Origin of the sequence: Ahrensia kielensis DSM 5890 (genome assembly GCF_000374465.1) — a bacterium.
In the GTDB taxonomy this organism is placed as follows: domain Bacteria; phylum Pseudomonadota; class Alphaproteobacteria; order Rhizobiales; family Rhizobiaceae; genus Ahrensia; species Ahrensia kielensis.
The window spans coordinates 421,961-440,280 of the sequence record NZ_KB894529.1 but is presented as its reverse complement, the minus strand read 5'-3'; the positions used below and the strand labels follow the sequence as shown (position 1 = coordinate 440,280).

At 47.3% G+C, this 18,320-nt stretch carries 12 protein-coding genes; 9 read left to right on the top strand and 3 right to left on the bottom strand.

The genetic code is table 11. The features are described from left to right. Window positions 1-53 precede the first annotated feature (53 nt). Window positions 54-536 carry a pilus assembly protein N-terminal domain-containing protein gene (locus C504_RS0108280; protein ID WP_018688863.1) on the bottom strand — a complete coding sequence of 161 codons (483 nt, stop codon included), beginning with the start codon at window positions 534-536 and terminating at the stop codon, window positions 54-56. 243 nt (window positions 537-779) lie between these two features. Between C504_RS0108280 and C504_RS0108275 the strand changes: the two genes are divergently transcribed. Together C504_RS0108275 and C504_RS0108270 are read left to right on the top strand one after the other, a co-directional pair. Then, window positions 780-953 (top strand): Flp family type IVb pilin, encoded by a 174-nt coding sequence (locus C504_RS0108275; protein ID WP_018688862.1) that lies wholly within the window; start codon window positions 780-782, stop codon window positions 951-953. Between the two features lie 128 nt (window positions 954-1,081). Then, window positions 1,082-3,298, top strand: coding sequence for an AGE family epimerase/isomerase (locus tag C504_RS0108270; RefSeq protein WP_018688861.1), 2,217 nt, complete (start codon window positions 1,082-1,084; stop codon window positions 3,296-3,298). 37 nt (window positions 3,299-3,335) lie between these two features. On the opposite strand, the gene C504_RS17470 is transcribed toward C504_RS0108270, so the two are convergent. Beyond that, window positions 3,336-6,722, bottom strand: coding sequence for an SIS domain-containing protein (locus C504_RS17470; RefSeq protein ID WP_018688860.1), 3,387 nt, complete (start codon window positions 6,720-6,722; stop codon window positions 3,336-3,338). A 466-nt stretch (window positions 6,723-7,188) separates the two neighbouring features. Between C504_RS17470 and C504_RS0108255 the strand changes: the two genes are divergently transcribed. Then, window positions 7,189-8,571, top strand: coding sequence for a M20/M25/M40 family metallo-hydrolase (locus tag C504_RS0108255; RefSeq protein ID WP_018688858.1), 1,383 nt, complete (start codon window positions 7,189-7,191; stop codon window positions 8,569-8,571). A gap of 127 nt (window positions 8,572-8,698) precedes the next feature. Beyond that, window positions 8,699-10,912, top strand: coding sequence for a transglycosylase domain-containing protein (locus C504_RS0108250; protein ID WP_018688857.1), 2,214 nt, complete (start codon window positions 8,699-8,701; stop codon window positions 10,910-10,912). Here C504_RS0108250 and C504_RS0108245 read toward each other — a convergent pair. Then, window positions 10,896-12,593 carry a tetratricopeptide repeat-containing sulfotransferase family protein gene (locus C504_RS0108245; RefSeq protein WP_169385094.1) on the bottom strand — a complete coding sequence of 566 codons (1,698 nt, stop codon included), beginning with the start codon at window positions 12,591-12,593 and terminating at the stop codon, window positions 10,896-10,898. The genes C504_RS0108250 and C504_RS0108245 overlap by 17 nt on opposite strands. 300 nt (window positions 12,594-12,893) lie before the next feature. On the opposite strand from C504_RS0108245, the gene dnaK reads away from it, so the two are divergent. The 5 genes from dnaK to C504_RS0108215 all read left to right on the top strand — a co-directional run bounded on the left by dnaK (window position 12,894) and on the right by C504_RS0108215 (window position 18,264). Next, window positions 12,894-14,825, top strand: coding sequence for a molecular chaperone DnaK (gene dnaK, locus C504_RS0108235; protein WP_018688854.1), 1,932 nt, complete (start codon window positions 12,894-12,896; stop codon window positions 14,823-14,825). A 370-nt stretch (window positions 14,826-15,195) separates the two neighbouring features. Then, a complete protein-coding gene (gene dnaJ, locus C504_RS0108230; RefSeq protein ID WP_018688853.1) occupies window positions 15,196-16,332 on the top strand; it encodes a molecular chaperone DnaJ in 1,137 nt (378 codons plus the stop codon). A 43-nt stretch (window positions 16,333-16,375) separates the two neighbouring features. After that, on the top strand, window positions 16,376-16,933 hold the full coding sequence (locus tag C504_RS0108225; RefSeq protein WP_018688852.1) for a class I SAM-dependent methyltransferase: 558 nt from the start codon (window positions 16,376-16,378) through the stop codon (window positions 16,931-16,933). 99 nt (window positions 16,934-17,032) lie between these two features. Beyond that, window positions 17,033-17,611 (top strand): class I SAM-dependent methyltransferase, encoded by a 579-nt coding sequence (locus C504_RS0108220; protein ID WP_018688851.1) that lies wholly within the window; start codon window positions 17,033-17,035, stop codon window positions 17,609-17,611. Window positions 17,612-17,679: 68 nt separating this feature from the next. Next, the gene (locus C504_RS0108215) at window positions 17,680-18,264 is read left to right on the top strand and encodes an NADPH-dependent FMN reductase (RefSeq protein WP_018688850.1); all 585 of its coding nucleotides are present in this window, start codon (window positions 17,680-17,682) and stop codon (window positions 18,262-18,264) included. Window positions 18,265-18,320: the final 56 nt, after the last annotated feature.

Here is an 18,320-nt window from a genome sequence, read left to right as displayed (position 1 = left end):
CACGCGTCAAATTGATACGTGCTAGCAATATAATAAATTAAAACAGCAGTTACCTATTCATCATCATCAGTGCGGTTGGCTTCATTCATCGCGGAAATTGCTTGAAGTTCAGCTTCAGTAAGATACGCGCCTTCGCATTCAGGTTCACAGGACAGATTTTCAATTTCAGCGCGGCGATATACCCGTACAATTGATGCGGTGTTGCGCCCAACAGCAATACTTTCGTCCAGTATAGGCGTGCCAGTTTCATCAAGAATAACAAGATTTGTTCGGCCAAAGCCGCGGCCTGTCAGAACAAGCGTTTGTGAATCTTGTATTGTTACATCTGCAATTTCGGGATTGCCAACAATAACGGTCGTTGCAGCGCGTGATAATTTTATAATTTTTGCATTGTTCAACTCAACTTTAATTCCAACAGCGTTGGAATGTTTTTCGACCTGAACTTCAGGGGCAAAATCTGCTGCATGAACAGTCGTTATGCCGTTCGTGCTAGCAATAAATGTTGCTACACAAAGTAGTTTAATGCGCGAGACCATGACTTAACTCCAAACATATCTGATGTCTAAAATTGCGCAGAAAGCTGAAGGAAGCATTAACCATAGAAATTTTGCTTAAATTTTTGCAAACTATTTACCACATTCACGCGAACTCAGAATTAAACTTTGAGCAACCTTGTTCATTAAGTAAGTGGCAAGTGAGAATGGATAGGTTGTCTGCAATCGATCGGAAAACAATATCTGACGATATGCTGTTTAGTTTACACGAGTAAGGAACTCATTATGCTTACACGTTTTCTTAAAGACGAATCTGGAGCAACTGCTATCGAATACGGCCTCATCGCTGCTCTTATTGCTGTTGCTATTATCGCAGGCGCGACATCACTTGGTAGTGAATTGAATGTGAAATTCAATTCTATCGCTACATCTGTCAAGAATGGTACATCTCCAACATAAGATTACAAAACGAATTGTTTATAGCGCCCCGTTCTTCATTCGAGAGCGGGTCGTTTGTGTTTAGTTTACGCTTAGGTAGTATTGTCGGATTTAATTACAGTTTTGGCATCTAACAATTCGAGCATTCTATGAACGAGCTTTCCATCACACCTGTTATATTATGTGGCGGTGCCGGTTCACGTCTTTGGCCAATGTCGCGAGATGAAAAGCCTAAGCAGTTTCACGCATTGTTTAATGAGCGCTCTCTACTGACCAATACTGCTTCTCGCATTCCTGTCGGCATTTATAACGGTCTTGCGATTGCGCCGCCCATCGTGCTTGGCAGCGCACAGCTTGAGCAAATGTTCCATGGGGCAATCAAAGAATTTGAAACGCAGCCAAGCGAGGTTTTGCTTGAGCCTTCTGTGCGTGATACCGCAGCTGCCATCGCAGCCGTCACAGCTTTTGTTTCAGCCCGTGATCCAGAACAATTAGTAGTCGTGTTACCATCGGATGCGCGAATCGATAATCACGAAATTTTCCTGGATACAATCGTTAAAGCCGCCCGTACCGCATCAAAAACCGATGCGATCATGACGTTGGGCATTTCACCATCACGACCAGAAACACAATATGGGTATATTCAGCAAGGTGAGCCGTTTGAAGAAGGCTTTCGTGTGGAAAAATTTCGTGAGAAACCTGACTACGAAACAGCTCAAAAATACCTGGCCGATGGTAGTTTTTTATGGAATGCGGGTATGTTTTTGTTCCGAGCTGGGCGCATGGTTGAAGAGTTTGAGAAACTTCAACCTGAAATTTGGGATAAAGCAAAAAGATCTGTGGAGTTAGCGCAAACGGATGGCTCGTTTATTTTCCTAGATAATGACAGTTTCAATGCGGCGCCTAAGCTTTCTATGGATTACGCCATCATGGAAAAAGCCGATAATATCGGCGTGGTCCCTGCAAGCTTTGATTGGGATGATCTTGGCTCATGGACCCAGCTTTATGATGCTGCGCATAAAGATGAAGCGGGTAATGCTCTTTATGGCGATGTTATCAACATTGATGCAAAAAATAATTATGTCCGTGCTGATGACGCACTTGTCGCTATTGCCGGTGTTGAAGGGCTGACCGTCATTGCAGAGGACAACAAAGTCCTCGTTGCGCGCACAGACATGGCACATCTTGTCAAGGACGTGACGACCGTTTTCAAGGCTAATTATGCCTATACTCGTAAACGCCATTGGCCGAAAAAAGAAATCCAGCAATGGTTGTTTGAAAAAGCGCTGCCTCTATGGGCTGAAAAAGGAATTGATTATGAGTATGGCGGTGTTCATGAAGCGCTGACATTTGATGGCGAACCAGCGCCGCACCCACATAAGCGTTTGCGCGTAATCGCAAGGCAAATTTATTGTTTTTCTCATGCCTCGTTGATCGGCTGGAAAGGCGATTCAGATAAAATTTTACGCCATTGCCTCGACACTTTGATCGAGACTGGATGGCATCCAGAAGGCGGTTTTATTCATCTCTATAATCCTGATGGATCTGTTCTAGATGATTCCCGAGATACATATGACCAGTGTTTCGTCTTGCTTGGTCTTTCATGGCTTTATCGCGCCAAGGCTTGGCCAGAAGCGCGTGAATGGGCAGACAAAACACTGGGCTATATGGATGAGCATCTCGCGGATACTGTAAATGGTGGTTATCTCGAAGATTCAAAAGGCTCTACACCGCGGCGTGCCAACCCGCATATGCATTTCTTAGAAGCAATGCTTGGCTGGTATGAAGCAACCGAAGACAAGCGATTTTTGGATCGCGCGCAAACGATGGTTCAACTCTTTGAGAAACATTTCTTTGATCGCATAACTGGATCAGTCATAGAGCGGTTTAATAATGACTGGTCGCTAATGGCGAGGGGAAAAGCTGATAATTCTGTCGAGCCTGGGCACAGCTATGAATGGGCATGGCTTTTGATGCGCTACAATACGCATCGATCAACGCCGCGACTTGAGGCTAAAGCCCGAGCAATTTACGCATCAAGCCGTGCATTTGCTTATCATGAAAAAACGGGCGCTGTCGCAGATTATATGCAGCCGGATGGAACCAATTTAAGTGACAATGCGCGGTGCTGGCCGCAAACAGAAGCGCTCAAAGCGGCCATTGTTTTTGAGAAAAATGGACTGTCAGTAGCCGCAAATCATCGCAAGAAAATGCTCGATGTTCTGTTTACGCGCTATCTCAATGGGCCGATTGACGGTGGGTGGTATGATGCAATCAACACCGAGGGAAAAGTGACGGCGCCAGATATGCCGTCAAGTACCTTTTATCACGTATTCTGTGCGCTCGCCGAGCATATAGAAGGCTAGCGCGTCGCTGACACTCTTAATCAGGCCGCTTGAATAATCAAGCGGTCTGTTTGTTTTCATCGCTCAGCAGAGGATCAATCGCTGACGGGTGGAAAAGCACAGTTTCCGGATTTGTCCGAGCGATCTGGCGTTGAAGATTGGCTTCGGCGTCTGTACCGAATGTCTGCTCCCATTGGCGCAGCGTATGCTGATATGTTTCCAATACATGCATGATGGCTGTTTTCTGTTCACGGCTCGCATGTGCAACCATATCAACTGCGATACATAGAACATGATCAATTTCTGCGCTGTGTAGCCCAGTAACAGGGACGGCAATAACAGCTTCTTTGTTGATGTAGCCGCAAGTCAATTTGCGTGTATCAAGCGCCGCGCCTACAACACCTATTGGTGCTTTCCCGTCCTGATAAGAGGCTATGGCTTGTGGCAACTCGGTGCCCTTTGGTGCCATTACGATCATGCCATCATTTTTTTGCGTAAGATCCATCAAGGCAACCCATCTAACGCTATCAATAACCCGTGAAACAGACGCGAGCGTCTTACGGTTGTCAAAAGACAAGCGGCTGTCTGCCAATGCCAGCGAGCCAAGCGCATCACGTACAGCTGGAGACAGCGCATCTTCAGGACGGCTTGTGCCAACGGTCACGGTTTTTGCTTGGTGGCGAATCGTGTCGATGGGCCGTGATGTTTCTTCAAATGCCTTGCGAATAGGTTCACTTGCAGCTTCCGTTATGGCTTTCAAAGCGGCTTCATCACCTTTGTTTGCCAATAATTTGCGTGCAATATTTGCAATTGTCGCCGTGTGGCTCGCACCAAGGCCGGAGTTGAATGCGCCTTTGATTGCCTCTTCTGTAAAGGCATCAATCATATCAATGATTTTATCGACATTTGCATTGGCATCGCCCATGGCGAGAAACTCAAGCTCAACCATGATAAGTTTTAGTTTCTGAGCGCCAACATCAATCGCACGGGCCGCATGAAATCCGAATAGGTGGCCAGCAACTGTCGCCAAGACAAAAGCAAGATCAGCACCAATTTTAGGCAGCGCAATGACGCGTTCGGCATAGTCGCCAAAAGCTTCAGCGTCAGCACCTTCGGTCGCAAAAACAATAGGGCGGCCATTATGTGCTTTGAAAATAGCAGCTTCTTTCACAACGTCGCCAACTAGATCGCCCGGCAGATCATTGGCAATAACCAATGTTAACGGCTCTGTTGAAAGGTCGATATGTTTTTTATCTTCTGTGTAGTCGACTGGAATGGATTTGTAGCAAAGCTCAGATAATTTAATGCGAATTTCGAGCGCGGCAACGTGGTTCACACCAGAGCCGGTAACCGCCCAATAACGTGCATAAGGTGCAAGGCTTTGGGCGCATTCAGCAATATGTGCCTCATTGGCCAGAACAGAAGCAACATGGGCGGGCAGTTTTTCTAACTCGCCAATTTCATAGGCAAGTTCTACATCCGTCATTGTTTGCAATTGATCGGCCAAGAACATGGCTGTCAATTTACCGGCAGTGATTTGGCTGTAAAATGCCTTAGTTGACGCAACAGACATTTCTACATCGCGGCCATCGGACGTGAACAAAGCAGAATCTGCTTTGCGCACCAGATCAGAATTACGACGGTTTACAATCGCATGAACAAATGCGCCACGTTCTCTGGCAAGATCGACTGCGCGGTTTGTATCGGTAGTCGTACCCGATTGAGAAACGGCAATCACCAAAGCACGGTCAAAGTTATAAGCTTCAATATCAGCCGATAGTTCAGATGAGCGAATTGCCATAACTGGAACTTTGCGACGTGCATCGCGCCCAAGAGCCTTTTCGATCAAATGACCAATGCCGACAGCTGCAACACCAGCAGTACCCTGACCAATAACATAAACGCGAGAGAGGCCGCCTTTTAGGTTCTCGCGGAGTGCTTGCCAGATATCTGTCGGCAAATCATTGAATGCAACAAAAGAGCCTTCGCGGCGGTAACGACCACGCAAAGTTTTTGCGACACTTGAAGGACCGTCATTGATCTCTTTTTCAAGGAAATGGTCATATGCGCCGCGATAAATGTCGCGTGCGAAAATCTGGTTGCTTTCGGACTTTACTTCGACCGACTTGCCATCGGAAACCGTGCGCATATCGATAGTGTCGCTGCCACCGACGAGCTTAATAACCGAGCCACCAGCAACAGATCGCGCAAGATTGTAACTTGTCAGCGCTGCATTACACAGACCGTAAACCTCAGATGCAAATATCCAGCCATCATTCAGGCGGGCAGCGTACAAGCCTTGGCCCGAGCCTTTTTGTGCTAGAAACACGGTGCTTGGGTGGAATGGATCGATACAGCCTATCGCGACAGACCCATCAAGCCTGCGCGTGGCCGCACGGAACTGTTCCAAGCGATCATTGCCCATATTGGCGGATACACGGTCGGTGATTGGAATGATTTTTGCATCAGTCGTAATCGCTGTATCAACGGCCAGATCGCGCTTCGTAACAAACTCTTCCAGCAGTTCCATGTGATTGTCGACATCACCATTGAGTGCATACATGGCACCAAGCTGGGTGTCGGTGCTATCTTGCAAATCGCTTGTCAGAGAAGGGTTGTGCGGGTGGCAATTGGCGACAGAAATAACACCATGCGAAGCCCAGCGTGTGTGTGACAATATGCTGGCGTTCTTGGCGTTGGCGGCGATTGACCAGAAAACGGCATCACCAGCAATGGATGCACGAAGGGCAGCGCCATTATCCCCAAGACGTCCGACTAGATTTGCTGTCTTGTAAACAAAAGTCAGGCTGATGCCGCCATCATTGCGAACTTCCTGATAAATAGACATGTCTCCGGCATGCGTGTCTTTGCGCCGCTTATCAAAGTTTGTTTTCAAATCAGCGCTCATCGATGAGACACTATTTTCGTCAACGTCAACTTGAATCGCGATGCCTGCTGAATCGCGTCCGCGCACTTCAAGCCGGTCTATAGAGCGCAACACATATTCGGCGGCAATGGCAACGTGTAGAGCCGTGCTGGATTGCAGTTCTGCTTTTGATGCTAATTTTTCAGCCGCTTTTGCATGATCGGCCAATTCGGCATGAAGCTGCCAGCCATAGTCACGAAGGCTTTCGATGAGTGGATCAAGATCGGTGCGGCCAGCTTGTGATAATGCCGTCAGCGCCTTCTCGTGAGCGGATAATATTTCGGATAATGAACGAACACTATCTTCAATATCCGTATTCAGTGCGACTGCGCGCAGCGTTGCAATCGACATTAGATCGCTAAAGCGTTGTTCCAAAATTGTAACGATGGCAGACAGGCCGCCTGCGGCGTCAACACCATCCGGCAAAGCTTTGCCGTTTTGGGTAAGGTCGAGTAACCACTTGAGGTCAGCAGTTTCTGTAGAAAATTCATTGCTAATAAAGCCGGCAATTCCGCACATTTAAGTAGCGCCTTATGACTAAGAGTTGATGAGAGTAAATGATAACTCGTTACAGTGGTGCTTATAGCTATAAATATGTAGCTGACAAACCTCTCAATTGAAATCTGGGTGAAGCTGATCACTTGATATTACAATAATGTATTCTGAATGATGTAAAAAAGTATAAATATACGACGGCAAAAAACTCGCACGATCATTATATGCCCTTATTCTGCCATTTTTAGGCGCTTTTCTATCAATATAGCGGCCCTAAAGGTCGAATCTGTATCGATGTCTCCCCAATGTCGAACGCAGATTGGATGACGCCCACCCCATTCCCGTCATTCCAAAACATCAATAATACTGCCATCGTGCATATCTTTGCATGGTGGCTTTTCTTTATTGAGTTGTAGCTTTCTGTCTTTGACAAATCTCAATGTCCAGCCCATGTATGCCGAAGATAATACTCAGCTAAATGGAGCCCCTCATGTCCGCACCAAACTCAGTTCTTGAACATCTCGATGCTCAACTAGATACTAGCGTCACGCATCTGTTTGAACTGTTACGGATCAAATCCATTTCAACAGACCCTGCTTTTGCTCAAGACTGTCGTAAGGCGGCCGAATGGTTGGTCGAAGACCTTAAATCCATTGGTTTTGATGCAAGTGTACGTGACACGCCAGGACACCCAATGGTGGTTGCTCATCATGATGGGCCTTCGCCGGATGCTCCACATGTGTTGTTTTACGGACATTATGACGTTCAGCCGGTTGACCCATTAAATCTATGGAGCGATGCGCCGTTTGAGCCGAAAATCAAAGAACTGGATGGGCAAAAAGTTATCACGGGGCGTGGTTCGTCGGATGACAAAGGCCAGCTAATGACCTTTGTGGAAGCATGCCGCGCGTTCAAAGCTGTTGAAGGTTCTTTGCCTTGCCGCGTCACAATATTGTTTGAGGGCGAAGAAGAAAGCGGCTCACCTTCACTTGTGCCGTTTTTGAAAGAGAATGCCAAGGAGCTGAAGTCTGATTATGCTTTGGTTTGCGACACGAATATGTGGGATGTTGATACACCTGCGATTTCTGCTGGCTTGCGCGGACTGCTTGGAGAAGAAATCACGATCAAGGCTGCAGACCGTGACCTTCACTCTGGTTATTTTGGCGGTGCCGCTGCAAACCCTATTCATATTCTAACGAAGATTTTGGCTGACCTGCATGATGATAAAGGTCGTGTCACAGTCGATGGATTTTATAATGGTGTTGAAGAAACACCAACGCAAATTCTGGAAAGCTGGAAAACGCTCGGTCGCACAGATGAGAGTTTCTTGGGTGCAATTGGCCTATCTAAGCCATCGGGTGAAGAAGGCCGCTCTGTATTGGAGCTAACTTGGGCGCGTCCGACAGCAGAGGTAAACGGTATAACAGGTGGTTACACAGGCGAAGGCTTTAAAACAGTTATCGCCGCCGAAGCATCTGCAAAAGTCTCTTTCCGTCTCGTTGGGGATCAAGATCCGCATGCCATTCGCAAAAGCTTCCGCAAATTTGTTCAAGACCGTGTGCCGGAAGATTGCTCGGTGGAATTTGAAGAACACGGCGCATCGCCAGGTATTCAGTTGCCGTATGATTCTGAATTGCTGAACAAGGCCAAAGAGGTTTTGTCTGATGAATGGCCAAATCCAGCGGTGATGATTGGCATGGGCGGCTCAATACCAGTTGTTGGCGATTTCCAATCTTTGCTGGGTATGGATTCGCTTCTTGTAGGTTTTGCACAATCCGATGACCGTATTCACTCGCCCAATGAGAAATACAACTTGAAGTCGTTCCATAAAGGTCAGCGTTCATGGGCACGTATTTTGGCTGTACTTGCCTAAAATCGCTCAATTATAGATCGTTAAAATACGGCAGGTTGCATCAACCTGCCGTTAACGACCCCTTAAACGCCATATTCTATAGTCACACAAATACCGATTATGTGTTGAGTACGGTGAATCTGGCCTGATGATATTTCGAAAAAAACCGAAGCAACGTGTCGAACCACGTTTTGCCGACCGCCCTTCAAAAAAAGCGGCGGCAGATTTCGCTGTGACGGAAGATGATCGCGCGGCACCTCCACCTAAAAAGCGTGCAAAGAAAACGACGGCACGCAAAGCACCGGCAAAATCTGGCCCTCAGCGCAGAAGCAACAAGAGATCCTCCAAAAGTAAAAAACAAAACCGTGGGCGGGGGCTCATTGGTGGGCTGTTTTACTGGTCATTCATTTTGTGCATTTGGGGCGGGATCGGCGTTGCCGGTATTTTTGCGTATTATGGCGCGCAGATGCCATCTGCTTCGACATGGGAAATTCCAGATCGCCCACCAAATGTTAAAATCGTTTCTGTAAATGGAAAACTGGTTGCAAATCGCGGCACAACTGGCGGTGCAGCCGTTGGGCTGCATGACATGTCGCCTTATATTCCTCAGGCCATTATCGCGATCGAAGACCGCCGTTATTACTCACATTTTGGATTTGACCCTATTGGCTTTGGCCGCGCGATGATGCGTAATGTCATGTCTGGCCGCTTGGTGCAGGGCGGCTCTACGATAACCCAGCAGCTTGCTAAAAACCTTTTCCTATCACCTGAACGTACAATGGGCCGAAAAGTCCAAGAGCTAGTGCTGGCGCTATGGTTGGAGCAAAAATACTCCAAAAGCCAGATTTTAGAAATGTATCTGAATCGCGTTTATTTTGGTTCTGGTTCCTACGGTGTGGAAGCTGCAAGTCGCCGTTATTTTAGCAAAACAGCGCGCGATGTGTCTCTTCCAGAGGCAGCCCTTCTTGCGGGGCTTGTTAAAGCGCCTTCGCGCTTGTCTCCTGCTAAAAACCCGCAAGCTGCCGAAGAACGAGCACAAGTTGTGCTCAGTGCAATGCGCGCGCAAGGAATGGTGTCTGACTCTGAAATGACTGCTGCGCTTTCTGGTCCAACCACCAAGGCTGCGGCCTATTGGACGGGGTCTGAAAACTATGTTGCCGACCATGTCATGGATCAAGTGCAGGCTCTTGTTGGCGAAATCAAGCAAGACGTCATTGTTGATACAACGGTTGATCTGTCGCTGCAAAAATTCGGTGAAGAGGCCATCCGTGAGTTGATTGCGCAAAATGGCGAGAAATCAAACGTCAGCCAAGGCGCTCTTGTTTCCATTGATGGAACAGGTGCTGTGCGCGCGATGATCGGCGGCTATGATTATGCCAACTCACAATTTGACCGTGCATCCGAGGCTAAAAGGCAGCCTGGGTCCAGCTTTAAGCCATTTGTATTTTTGGCTGCGCTAGAAAATGGCATGACACCCAATTCAATCCGCAATGATGCGCCAATCAAAATTGGCAAGTGGACGCCGGAAAATTATAATGGAAAATATTATGGTGAAGTCACGCTAACGACGGCGCTGTCTAAGTCGTTAAATTCGGTCGCGGCTCAGTTAATCATGGAAAATGGTGCTGGTAATGTTGCCAAAACTGCGCATCGCATGGGTATTGCATCCAAACTAGAGGCTAACGCTTCGCTGTCTTTGGGAACCTCTGAGGTTACGCTGCTTGAACTAACGAGCGCATATACACCATTTGCAACAGGTGGTTACCGCGCTAAGCCGCACATGGTTCAGCGTATTACGACAATGGATGGTGCAATTTTATATGAGCATATTCCACAGTCCGCGCGTGTAATTTCCGCTGATGTTGCAGGTATGATGAATGCCATGATGTCACAGACCGTTGAAAAAGGCACAGCGCGCGGTGCCAAGTTCGATCATCCAGCTGCGGGCAAAACTGGCACAAGCCAAAGCAATCGCGATGCATGGTTTATTGGTTACACGCGCAATCTGACAACGGGTGTGTGGTTCGGCAATGATGATGGCGCACCAATGAAGGGCATTACAGGTGGTGGGCTGCCAGTAAAGGCGTGGCACTCTTTCATGGTCAAAGCGCATGAAGGTGTACCCGTTTCAGATTTGCCCGGCTATCAACCGATAACAATTGTACCGCAGCAACGCCCTAATGATTTGATGGTTCAACGCCCAACGGCACCTGTTGGTAACAGCAATGCGGCGAGTTTAGAGCAACAGGTTCTCGACAATCGCGTGACAGCCTCCAATCCGCGACCAAAAGTCGGCGTGGGCGAAAATGGCACAAGTAACGGCAAGCCGCGCTCTCTCGTTGATATTATACTGGGGCGCTAAGCGCCTCTTTTAGCGGTTTCAGCTTGGCTTCATAATTCAGCCACGCCTTAGAACTGGCTTGGTACATGGGTTTTCGCACTTGATGGGTGCTTGCGGTACGGACCGATCGATCATTCTCATGAAAATTGAGACAACTGTCTTGCCATTCTAGGTCGCAAGCTTGGATGAGTTTGAGGGTTTCTGCCTCCTGATCTTCCGTTAGTTTTTCATAGTCTACGGTGTAGATCTGATCTGGAAATTTCTTTTCCCAGAAGTTCATCAAGTCAACATAATGATTATAATAATGCCCAAGTGCGTCCAATGACCATTGGTAATCAATGCCCTTTGATGGAAAGAGGTGGCGATAGATAGACCAGCACACGGCCATAGCATCACGTTTCGTATGGATGATTTTGGCCTCAGGTATCGCGCTCAAAATAAAGCCGATGAAACGAAAATTCATAGGCATCTTATCTGTGAAAACAGGCTGCTCCAACTCTTTATCTAATCGCTGAAAAAAGGAGTTACGTACTTGCTGCCAAGTTTCAGTTTCTGGGGGCTCGCCATTTGTCAAAGAGGTGAAAACCGGCGCGGTTGCATGGGCAAGGTGAGGGAGTTCACCGCCACCATATACATCCGAATGGCTCGATATAATCTGTTCGACAAGCGATGTGCCAGAACGCGGCATGCCTAAAATAAAGATTGGACGAGATGGTAAGGTTTCGGTCTCAGCGTCGCTTAAAACCGTAACTTTCTCGAAACTTTTCTTGATGCCTGAAAATGTTTTGTCGTGACGTTTTTTTGAATAAAGAGATTGCTCTAAACCAATGTCGTTTGCTGCTTTAAATTCTTCGAACGCAGCATCATAATCGTTGATATCATCTTTTGCTTTGGCGAGCGCAAAGCGAATATGCATTTGTTCATGAGCATTATCAGCGTGGTGTTCGAGCGCAGCTTCCAAGTCTTCGAAAAGTGGATCTTCAGGCTTTGACGCGTCGAGCATTGCCAAATTGCGTAAAATTTCGCCAGAATGAGGCGCGACTTTGAGTGCAGCTTTATAATATTGTTTCGCAGCAGGCTTATCCCCAACCTCTCGCAATACATTCGCGATATTGGAAAGGGGCTGCGGAGCTTTTGGGGTTAATTCTGCCGTTTTCTTAAAACACTCAATTGCACGCTCAGCTTCTCCCATTTCACGCAGCACATTGCCAAGGTTATTGTGTGCTTGAGCAGAGTTTGGATCATAAGTGAGTGCACGCTCAAGTGTTTCTTTTGCAAGATCATATTGCCCTGCCACGCGAAGACACTGACCATAATTACCCAATATCTCAGGGTCATCAGGGCGTAATTTTACAGCTATCTCATAATGCGCTGCAGCCCGTTTTTGATCTCCTGTACGATCAAAAATTATGCCCAGAATATTGTAGATGAATACACTTGGACCGGCACTTTGAATGCACTTTTGAACGAGTGCGTGCGCATCGTTAAACCGGCGTTCATTGATGGCTTTAAATAGAGTGTTTTTTTCATCGGGAGTAAGGCCGCGCTTTTGGCCGATGAACGGGCCTTCCACCAAGCGGAAACCTTCGCGTGCACGCTGATTATTAGGGTACTTCTCCATAACGGCAGCATATACTGCACGTGCTTCGGCAAACTTGCCTGCTTTGGTCAAAGCCTTGGCTTTTTTAAAAGAACTTTCCACAAAGGTCACTGCTGCACTCCGGTCATTTATAACCGTTCTAAAAAAATAACCTTGTCCGTAGGTGTTTAATCCTCATCACTTCGTGTAAACGGAGGTGCTAAAGTCGGAAAAGACATGTTTTTTATGTCAAAACTGCAAAAATTCACGGATGATCAGCCTTGCGCCGCAAAAAAGGCTTTCTTATATACGCCGCAACGGTGTTCAGGGGGTCTGAGCATCAATAATATTTAAGCCAACTAGGGATTGTGCCAAGGGACGCCGTAACGGGTCCGCGCAGTCTGCTGAAAAAGAGGTCTAATAATGGCAAAAGTAATCGGTATCGATTTGGGTACAACAAACTCTTGTGTTGCCGTCATGGATGGCAAAGACGCAAAAGTTATCGAAAACGCAGAAGGTGCGCGTACAACGCCTTCAATGGTCGCATTTACTGACGATGGCGAGCGCCTTGTTGGTCAGCCAGCTAAACGTCAGGCTGTTACCAACCCAGAAAACACTTTATTCGCGGTCAAGCGCCTAATCGGTCGCCGGTTTAATGACCCGACTGTGAAAAAAGACCAGAAAATGGTGCCTTTCAACATTGTTGAAGGTACAAATGGCGATGCTTGGGTTGAAGCTGGCGGTGAGAAACATTCACCAGCACAGATTTCTGCGATGATTCTGAACAAGATGAAAGAAACTGCAGAAGCTTACCTTGGCGAAAAAGTTGAGCAGGCCGTCATTACAGTTCCTGCATACTTTAATGATGCACAGCGCCAGGCGACAAAAGACGCTGGTAAAATTTCCGGTCTTGAAGTGCTTCGTATTATCAACGAGCCAACGGCTGCTGCGCTTGCTTACGGCCTTGATAAAACAAATGGCGGTACAATCGCGGTTTATGACCTTGGTGGTGGTACATTCGACGTATCAATCCTTGAGATTGGTGATGGCGTATTTGAAGTTAAATCAACCAATGGTGATACATTCCTTGGTGGTGAAGACTTCGATATGCGTCTTGTTGAGTACTTCGCAGAAGAATTCAAAAAAGATCAGGGCATTGACCTGAAAGGCGACAAGCTGGCGCTTCAACGCTTGAAGGAAGCCGCTGAAAAAGCAAAAATCGAGCTTTCATCATCATCACAAACAGAAGTGAACCTTCCGTTCATTACAGCTGATGCTTCTGGTCCAAAACACTTGACCATGAAACTGTCACGCTCGAAGTTTGAAAACCTCGTTGATGATTTGGTGAAACGCACTGTTGATCCAATGAAAGCCGCACTTAAAGACGCTGGTCTTAAAGCTGGTGATATTGACGAAGTCGTTCTTGTTGGCGGTATGACCCGTATGCCTAAAGTTCAGGAAACGGTTAAAGGCTTCTTCGGCAAAGAGCCGCACAAGGGTGTGAACCCAGATGAAGTTGTTGCTATGGGTGCAGCAATTCAGGGCGGCGTTCTTCAGGGCGACGTTAAAGACGTTCTTCTTCTTGATGTGACACCATTGTCACTTGGTATTGAGACGCTTGGCGGTGTGTTCACACGTTTGATCGATCGTAACACAACAATCCCAACCAAGAAGTCACAGACATTCTCGACAGCTGAAGACAACCAGTCTGCTGTGACTATTCGCGTTTCTCAAGGTGAGCGTGAAATGGCGGCTGACAACAAAATGCTTGGTCAGTTTGACTTGATTGGTATTCCGCCGGCACCGCGCGGTATTCCGCAGATCGAAGTAACATTCGACATTGATGCTAACGGTATCGTGAATGTTAAAGCTGCCGATAAAGGTACTGGTAAAGAGCACGAAATTCGTATTCAGGCATCGGGCGGTCTTTCTGATGAAGAGATCGAACAGATGGTTAAGGATGCGGAAGCAAATGCTGAAAGCGATAAGAAACGTCGCGAAGGTGTGGAAGCTAAGAACCAGGCAGAATCGCTTGTTGATTCAACAGAGAAATCTTTGAAAGAGCATGGCGATAAAATCGGTGATGAAGATAGAACTGACATCGAAGATGCTATTAAGGATCTAAAAGAAGAAATTGCTAAAGAAGAACTTGATGGCGATGCTTTGACTGCAAAAACGCAGACATTAGCTGAAGCATCAATGAAACTTGGTCAGGCAATTTATGAAGCTACGCAGGCTGAAGAATCTGCGGCTGCTGAAGCTGATGCCGCAGCCGATGCTGCTGGTGATGATGTAATGGATGCAGACTTCGAAGACATCAGCGATGATGACGACGATAGCAAAAAATCCGCCTAATCATATCAGATAGAAAATTTAAAACCCCGGTGCTTGTGCCGGGGTTTTTGTTTGCCTTTATCCTTTTGGGCGCGCCACAGTGTTATTGGTTGGCGCTCAATATTTAAAGAAAGCCGCTTGGGAATTGGTTGGTCAGGCACTTTGAGTGAAAAATAGCTCTAAAATGCAAAATAATTCAGCTTGAGCGGTGTAATTACAGCATTTTTTTTCATTGCTTATGGAAACCGAGCTTGACGACGTCTATATCGTGCAGGACATGTGCGGATGTCTGTCATGACATGATTGCGAATTATCGCGCACCGCCTTAAATGCGAATTGCTCTGCGCAGCATGCTGGCGCAGAATTAAACGGAAAGCTGGACGTATTATTTATGGCTAAGGCTGATTTCTACGAAACACTGGGCGTTGTTAAGAGCGCTGACGATAAAGAATTAAAAAGCGCTTATCGTAAAATGGCAATGAAGTATCATCCGGATAAGAATCCGGGCGATGCTTCTGCTGAAGCAAAATTCAAAGAATGTAACGAAGCATACGAAACGCTTAAAGATCCACAAAAACGCGCTGCTTATGACCGCTTCGGTCATGCAGCTTTCGAACAAGGTGGCATGGGCGGCGGTGGCGGCCCATTTGGCGGTGCCGCAGCGGGCGGTTTCTCGGATATATTCGAAGACATCTTTGGCGAAATGATGGGCGGCGGACGCCGTCAGTCTTCAGGTGGCCGCGCGCGCGGTGCCGATCTTCGCTATAATCTTGAGATTTCACTCGAAGAAGCATTTGCAGGAAAGACGGCTTCTATTCGGGTTCCGACCAATAAATCATGCGATACATGCGCGGGCTCTGGCGCAAAACCGGGCTCTAGCCCGACGACGTGTACCACATGTTCTGGCTCTGGCCGTGTGCGCGCAAGCCAAGGTTTTTTCTCCGTAGAGAGAACATGTCCGACATGTAACGGACGCGGCGAAGTTATTTCAGATCCTTGTACAGACTGTTCGGGCCAAGGCCGCGTTAATGAAGAGCGCACGCTGTCTGTCAATATTCCAGCGGGAATTGAAGACGGAACACGTATTCGTTTGTCCGGTGAGGGCGAGGCAGGCTTCCGCGGCGGCCCAACGGGTGATCTATACATATTCATTTCAGTGCGCCCGCATGAGTTTTTCCAGCGCGATGGCGCGGACCTTTATTGTAAGGTTCCGATCTCCATGACGACAGCATCGCTTGGCGGACAGTTTGATGTCGGCACGCTTGATGGTTCCAATACGCGGGTTAAAGTGCCTGAAGGTACCCAGCCGGGTCGGCAGTTCCGCTTGAAGGGTAAAGGCATGCCTGTCATGCGCCATTCTGCGATGGGCGATCTATACATTCAAATTGCAGTGGAAACTCCGCAAAATCTTTCCAAGCGTCAACGAGAGTTGCTACAGGAGTTCGAAGAAATATCCGCTAAAGAGACCAGCCCTCAATCTTCTGGTTTCTTTTCGCGCATGAAGGATTTCTTTGATCTTGGTGAATAAGCGAAACACCGCGCCCTGTAAAAAAAGCCAATCGTCACGGTTGATGGAGCAGGTGCGTTTTTTCGGAGCTTGGGCAAGATCGCCAAAAACGGTAGGCGCAGTTGCGCCAACATCGTCGGAAACCGCCGACCTTATGGCGTCTTATATCACCTCGCCAAATGACTTGCCTGTACTGGAACTTGGTCCTGGTACGGGCGCAATTACCAAAGCTATTTTTAGAAGCGGTATTGCTGAGCGCGATCTATATGCTGTGGAATATGACGTAAAATTTTGTCGCGATTTGAGCCAGCGTTTTCCGCAAGCTTCGATCATTCAAGGCGATGCGTTTAATCTGGATGAAACGCTTGCTCATTTGGAGGGGCAGAAATTCGATTGCGTTATATCTGGGCTGCCACTTTTGAACTTTACGCCTTCAATGCGCTTAAAATTTCTTCAAGGCGCACTCGGAAACATACCGCATGGCCGTCCGCTCGTGCAATTTTCATATGGCATTCGTAATCCAATAGAAGTTGATGATGCTTCGATTTCTATTAATCGGAGTCGGTGGGTTTTTAATAATCTCCCGCCTGCGCGCGTTTGGACTTATAGCTATAAAATATAGAGTGGGTTTGAGCTTTAAGGGAGGATTTTCTTTTGATGTTGCAAAAACAGTTTGAAGCGCGAGTGCTAAAGCGCCATAGCGCGGGAATGTAATAAGCGAATGCAAAATTCTTCTTCTGGTATTTTGAAACAGCTGCACTTTATTGGCGGCGTCATTCGTTCTCCTCAACGCTTAAGTGCGATTGCGCCAACTTCCGGTGTTGTCTCAGATGTTATTGCTTCTCATATTTCCAGCAATAGTGATTTGCCTGTTCTGGAGCTTGGGCCCGGTACGGGGCCAATAACCGACGCGATATTAAGGCGCGGCGTTGCTGAACGAGACATTGTTGCCATCGAATATGATGAGACGTTTTGCAATGAGTGGCATATGCGTTATCCGGACGCGACGATCGTGCAAGGGGATGCGCTTAATCTTGATGAGGCTTTAGCACATTTGGGGGAGCAGCAGTTTGACTGCATTATTTCAGCTATCCCGATGCTGAACTTTTCACAGGCAGATCAAGAAGTTTTTCTAAAAACGGCTTTCAAGCGCATTGCGCGGGGGCGTCCTATCGTTCAGATAACTTATGGGCGCCGCTCTCCGATCATTGTCAATGATAGCGATGTAGAGATCTCATCTAGTCGCCGCATATTGCGCAATTTGCCGCCTGCAAAAATCTGGACCTACCGTAAATACTGAAACTATCATCGAATGTTTGAAATTTAAGGCTCTCTTGGGGCTTAATGAACGGCAAGTGGAGCCATAATATGAACGCAAAAATTCTCGTCTTTTCAGGTTCGCTTCGAACCGGATCATATAATACTCAACTGGCAAAAGCCGCGATTAAGATTTTGAGCGCTGAAGGCGCAGAAGTTACCGAGATCACGCTTGCTGATTATCCACTGCCAATACTTGGTGCAGATCTATTGGAGAAAGATGGCGCGCCCGAAAATGCGGTCAAGCTTGCTCAATTGTTTCAGGTGCATGATGGCCTCTTTATCGCATGCCCTGAATATAATTCCTCCATTCCACCTCTTTTGAAAAATGTGCTGGATTGGGTATCTGTAACCAAATCAGATGGAACGCATGATTTAAAACCCTATGCTGGATTGACGGTTGCTCTAGGTGCAGCATCGCCGGGCGCGTTGGGCGGTATTCGCGGCCTTTACCATGTACGTTCGGTATTAATGAATGTGGGTACGCAAATTATCACAGAACAGTGCTCTGTGGCACGTGCAGCCAATAGCTTTGGAGCCGACGGTATGCCGAGCGATGAACGAACTTTATCATTGTTGAAAAAGACATGCCGCTCGTTGCTTGAGCGCGTAACCGTGGGACGCGGCAGGGTTTAATTTCTGCCTTTGATCTTGAGACATGACTGCTGCTATGCGATTGAACGGTAGCAGAA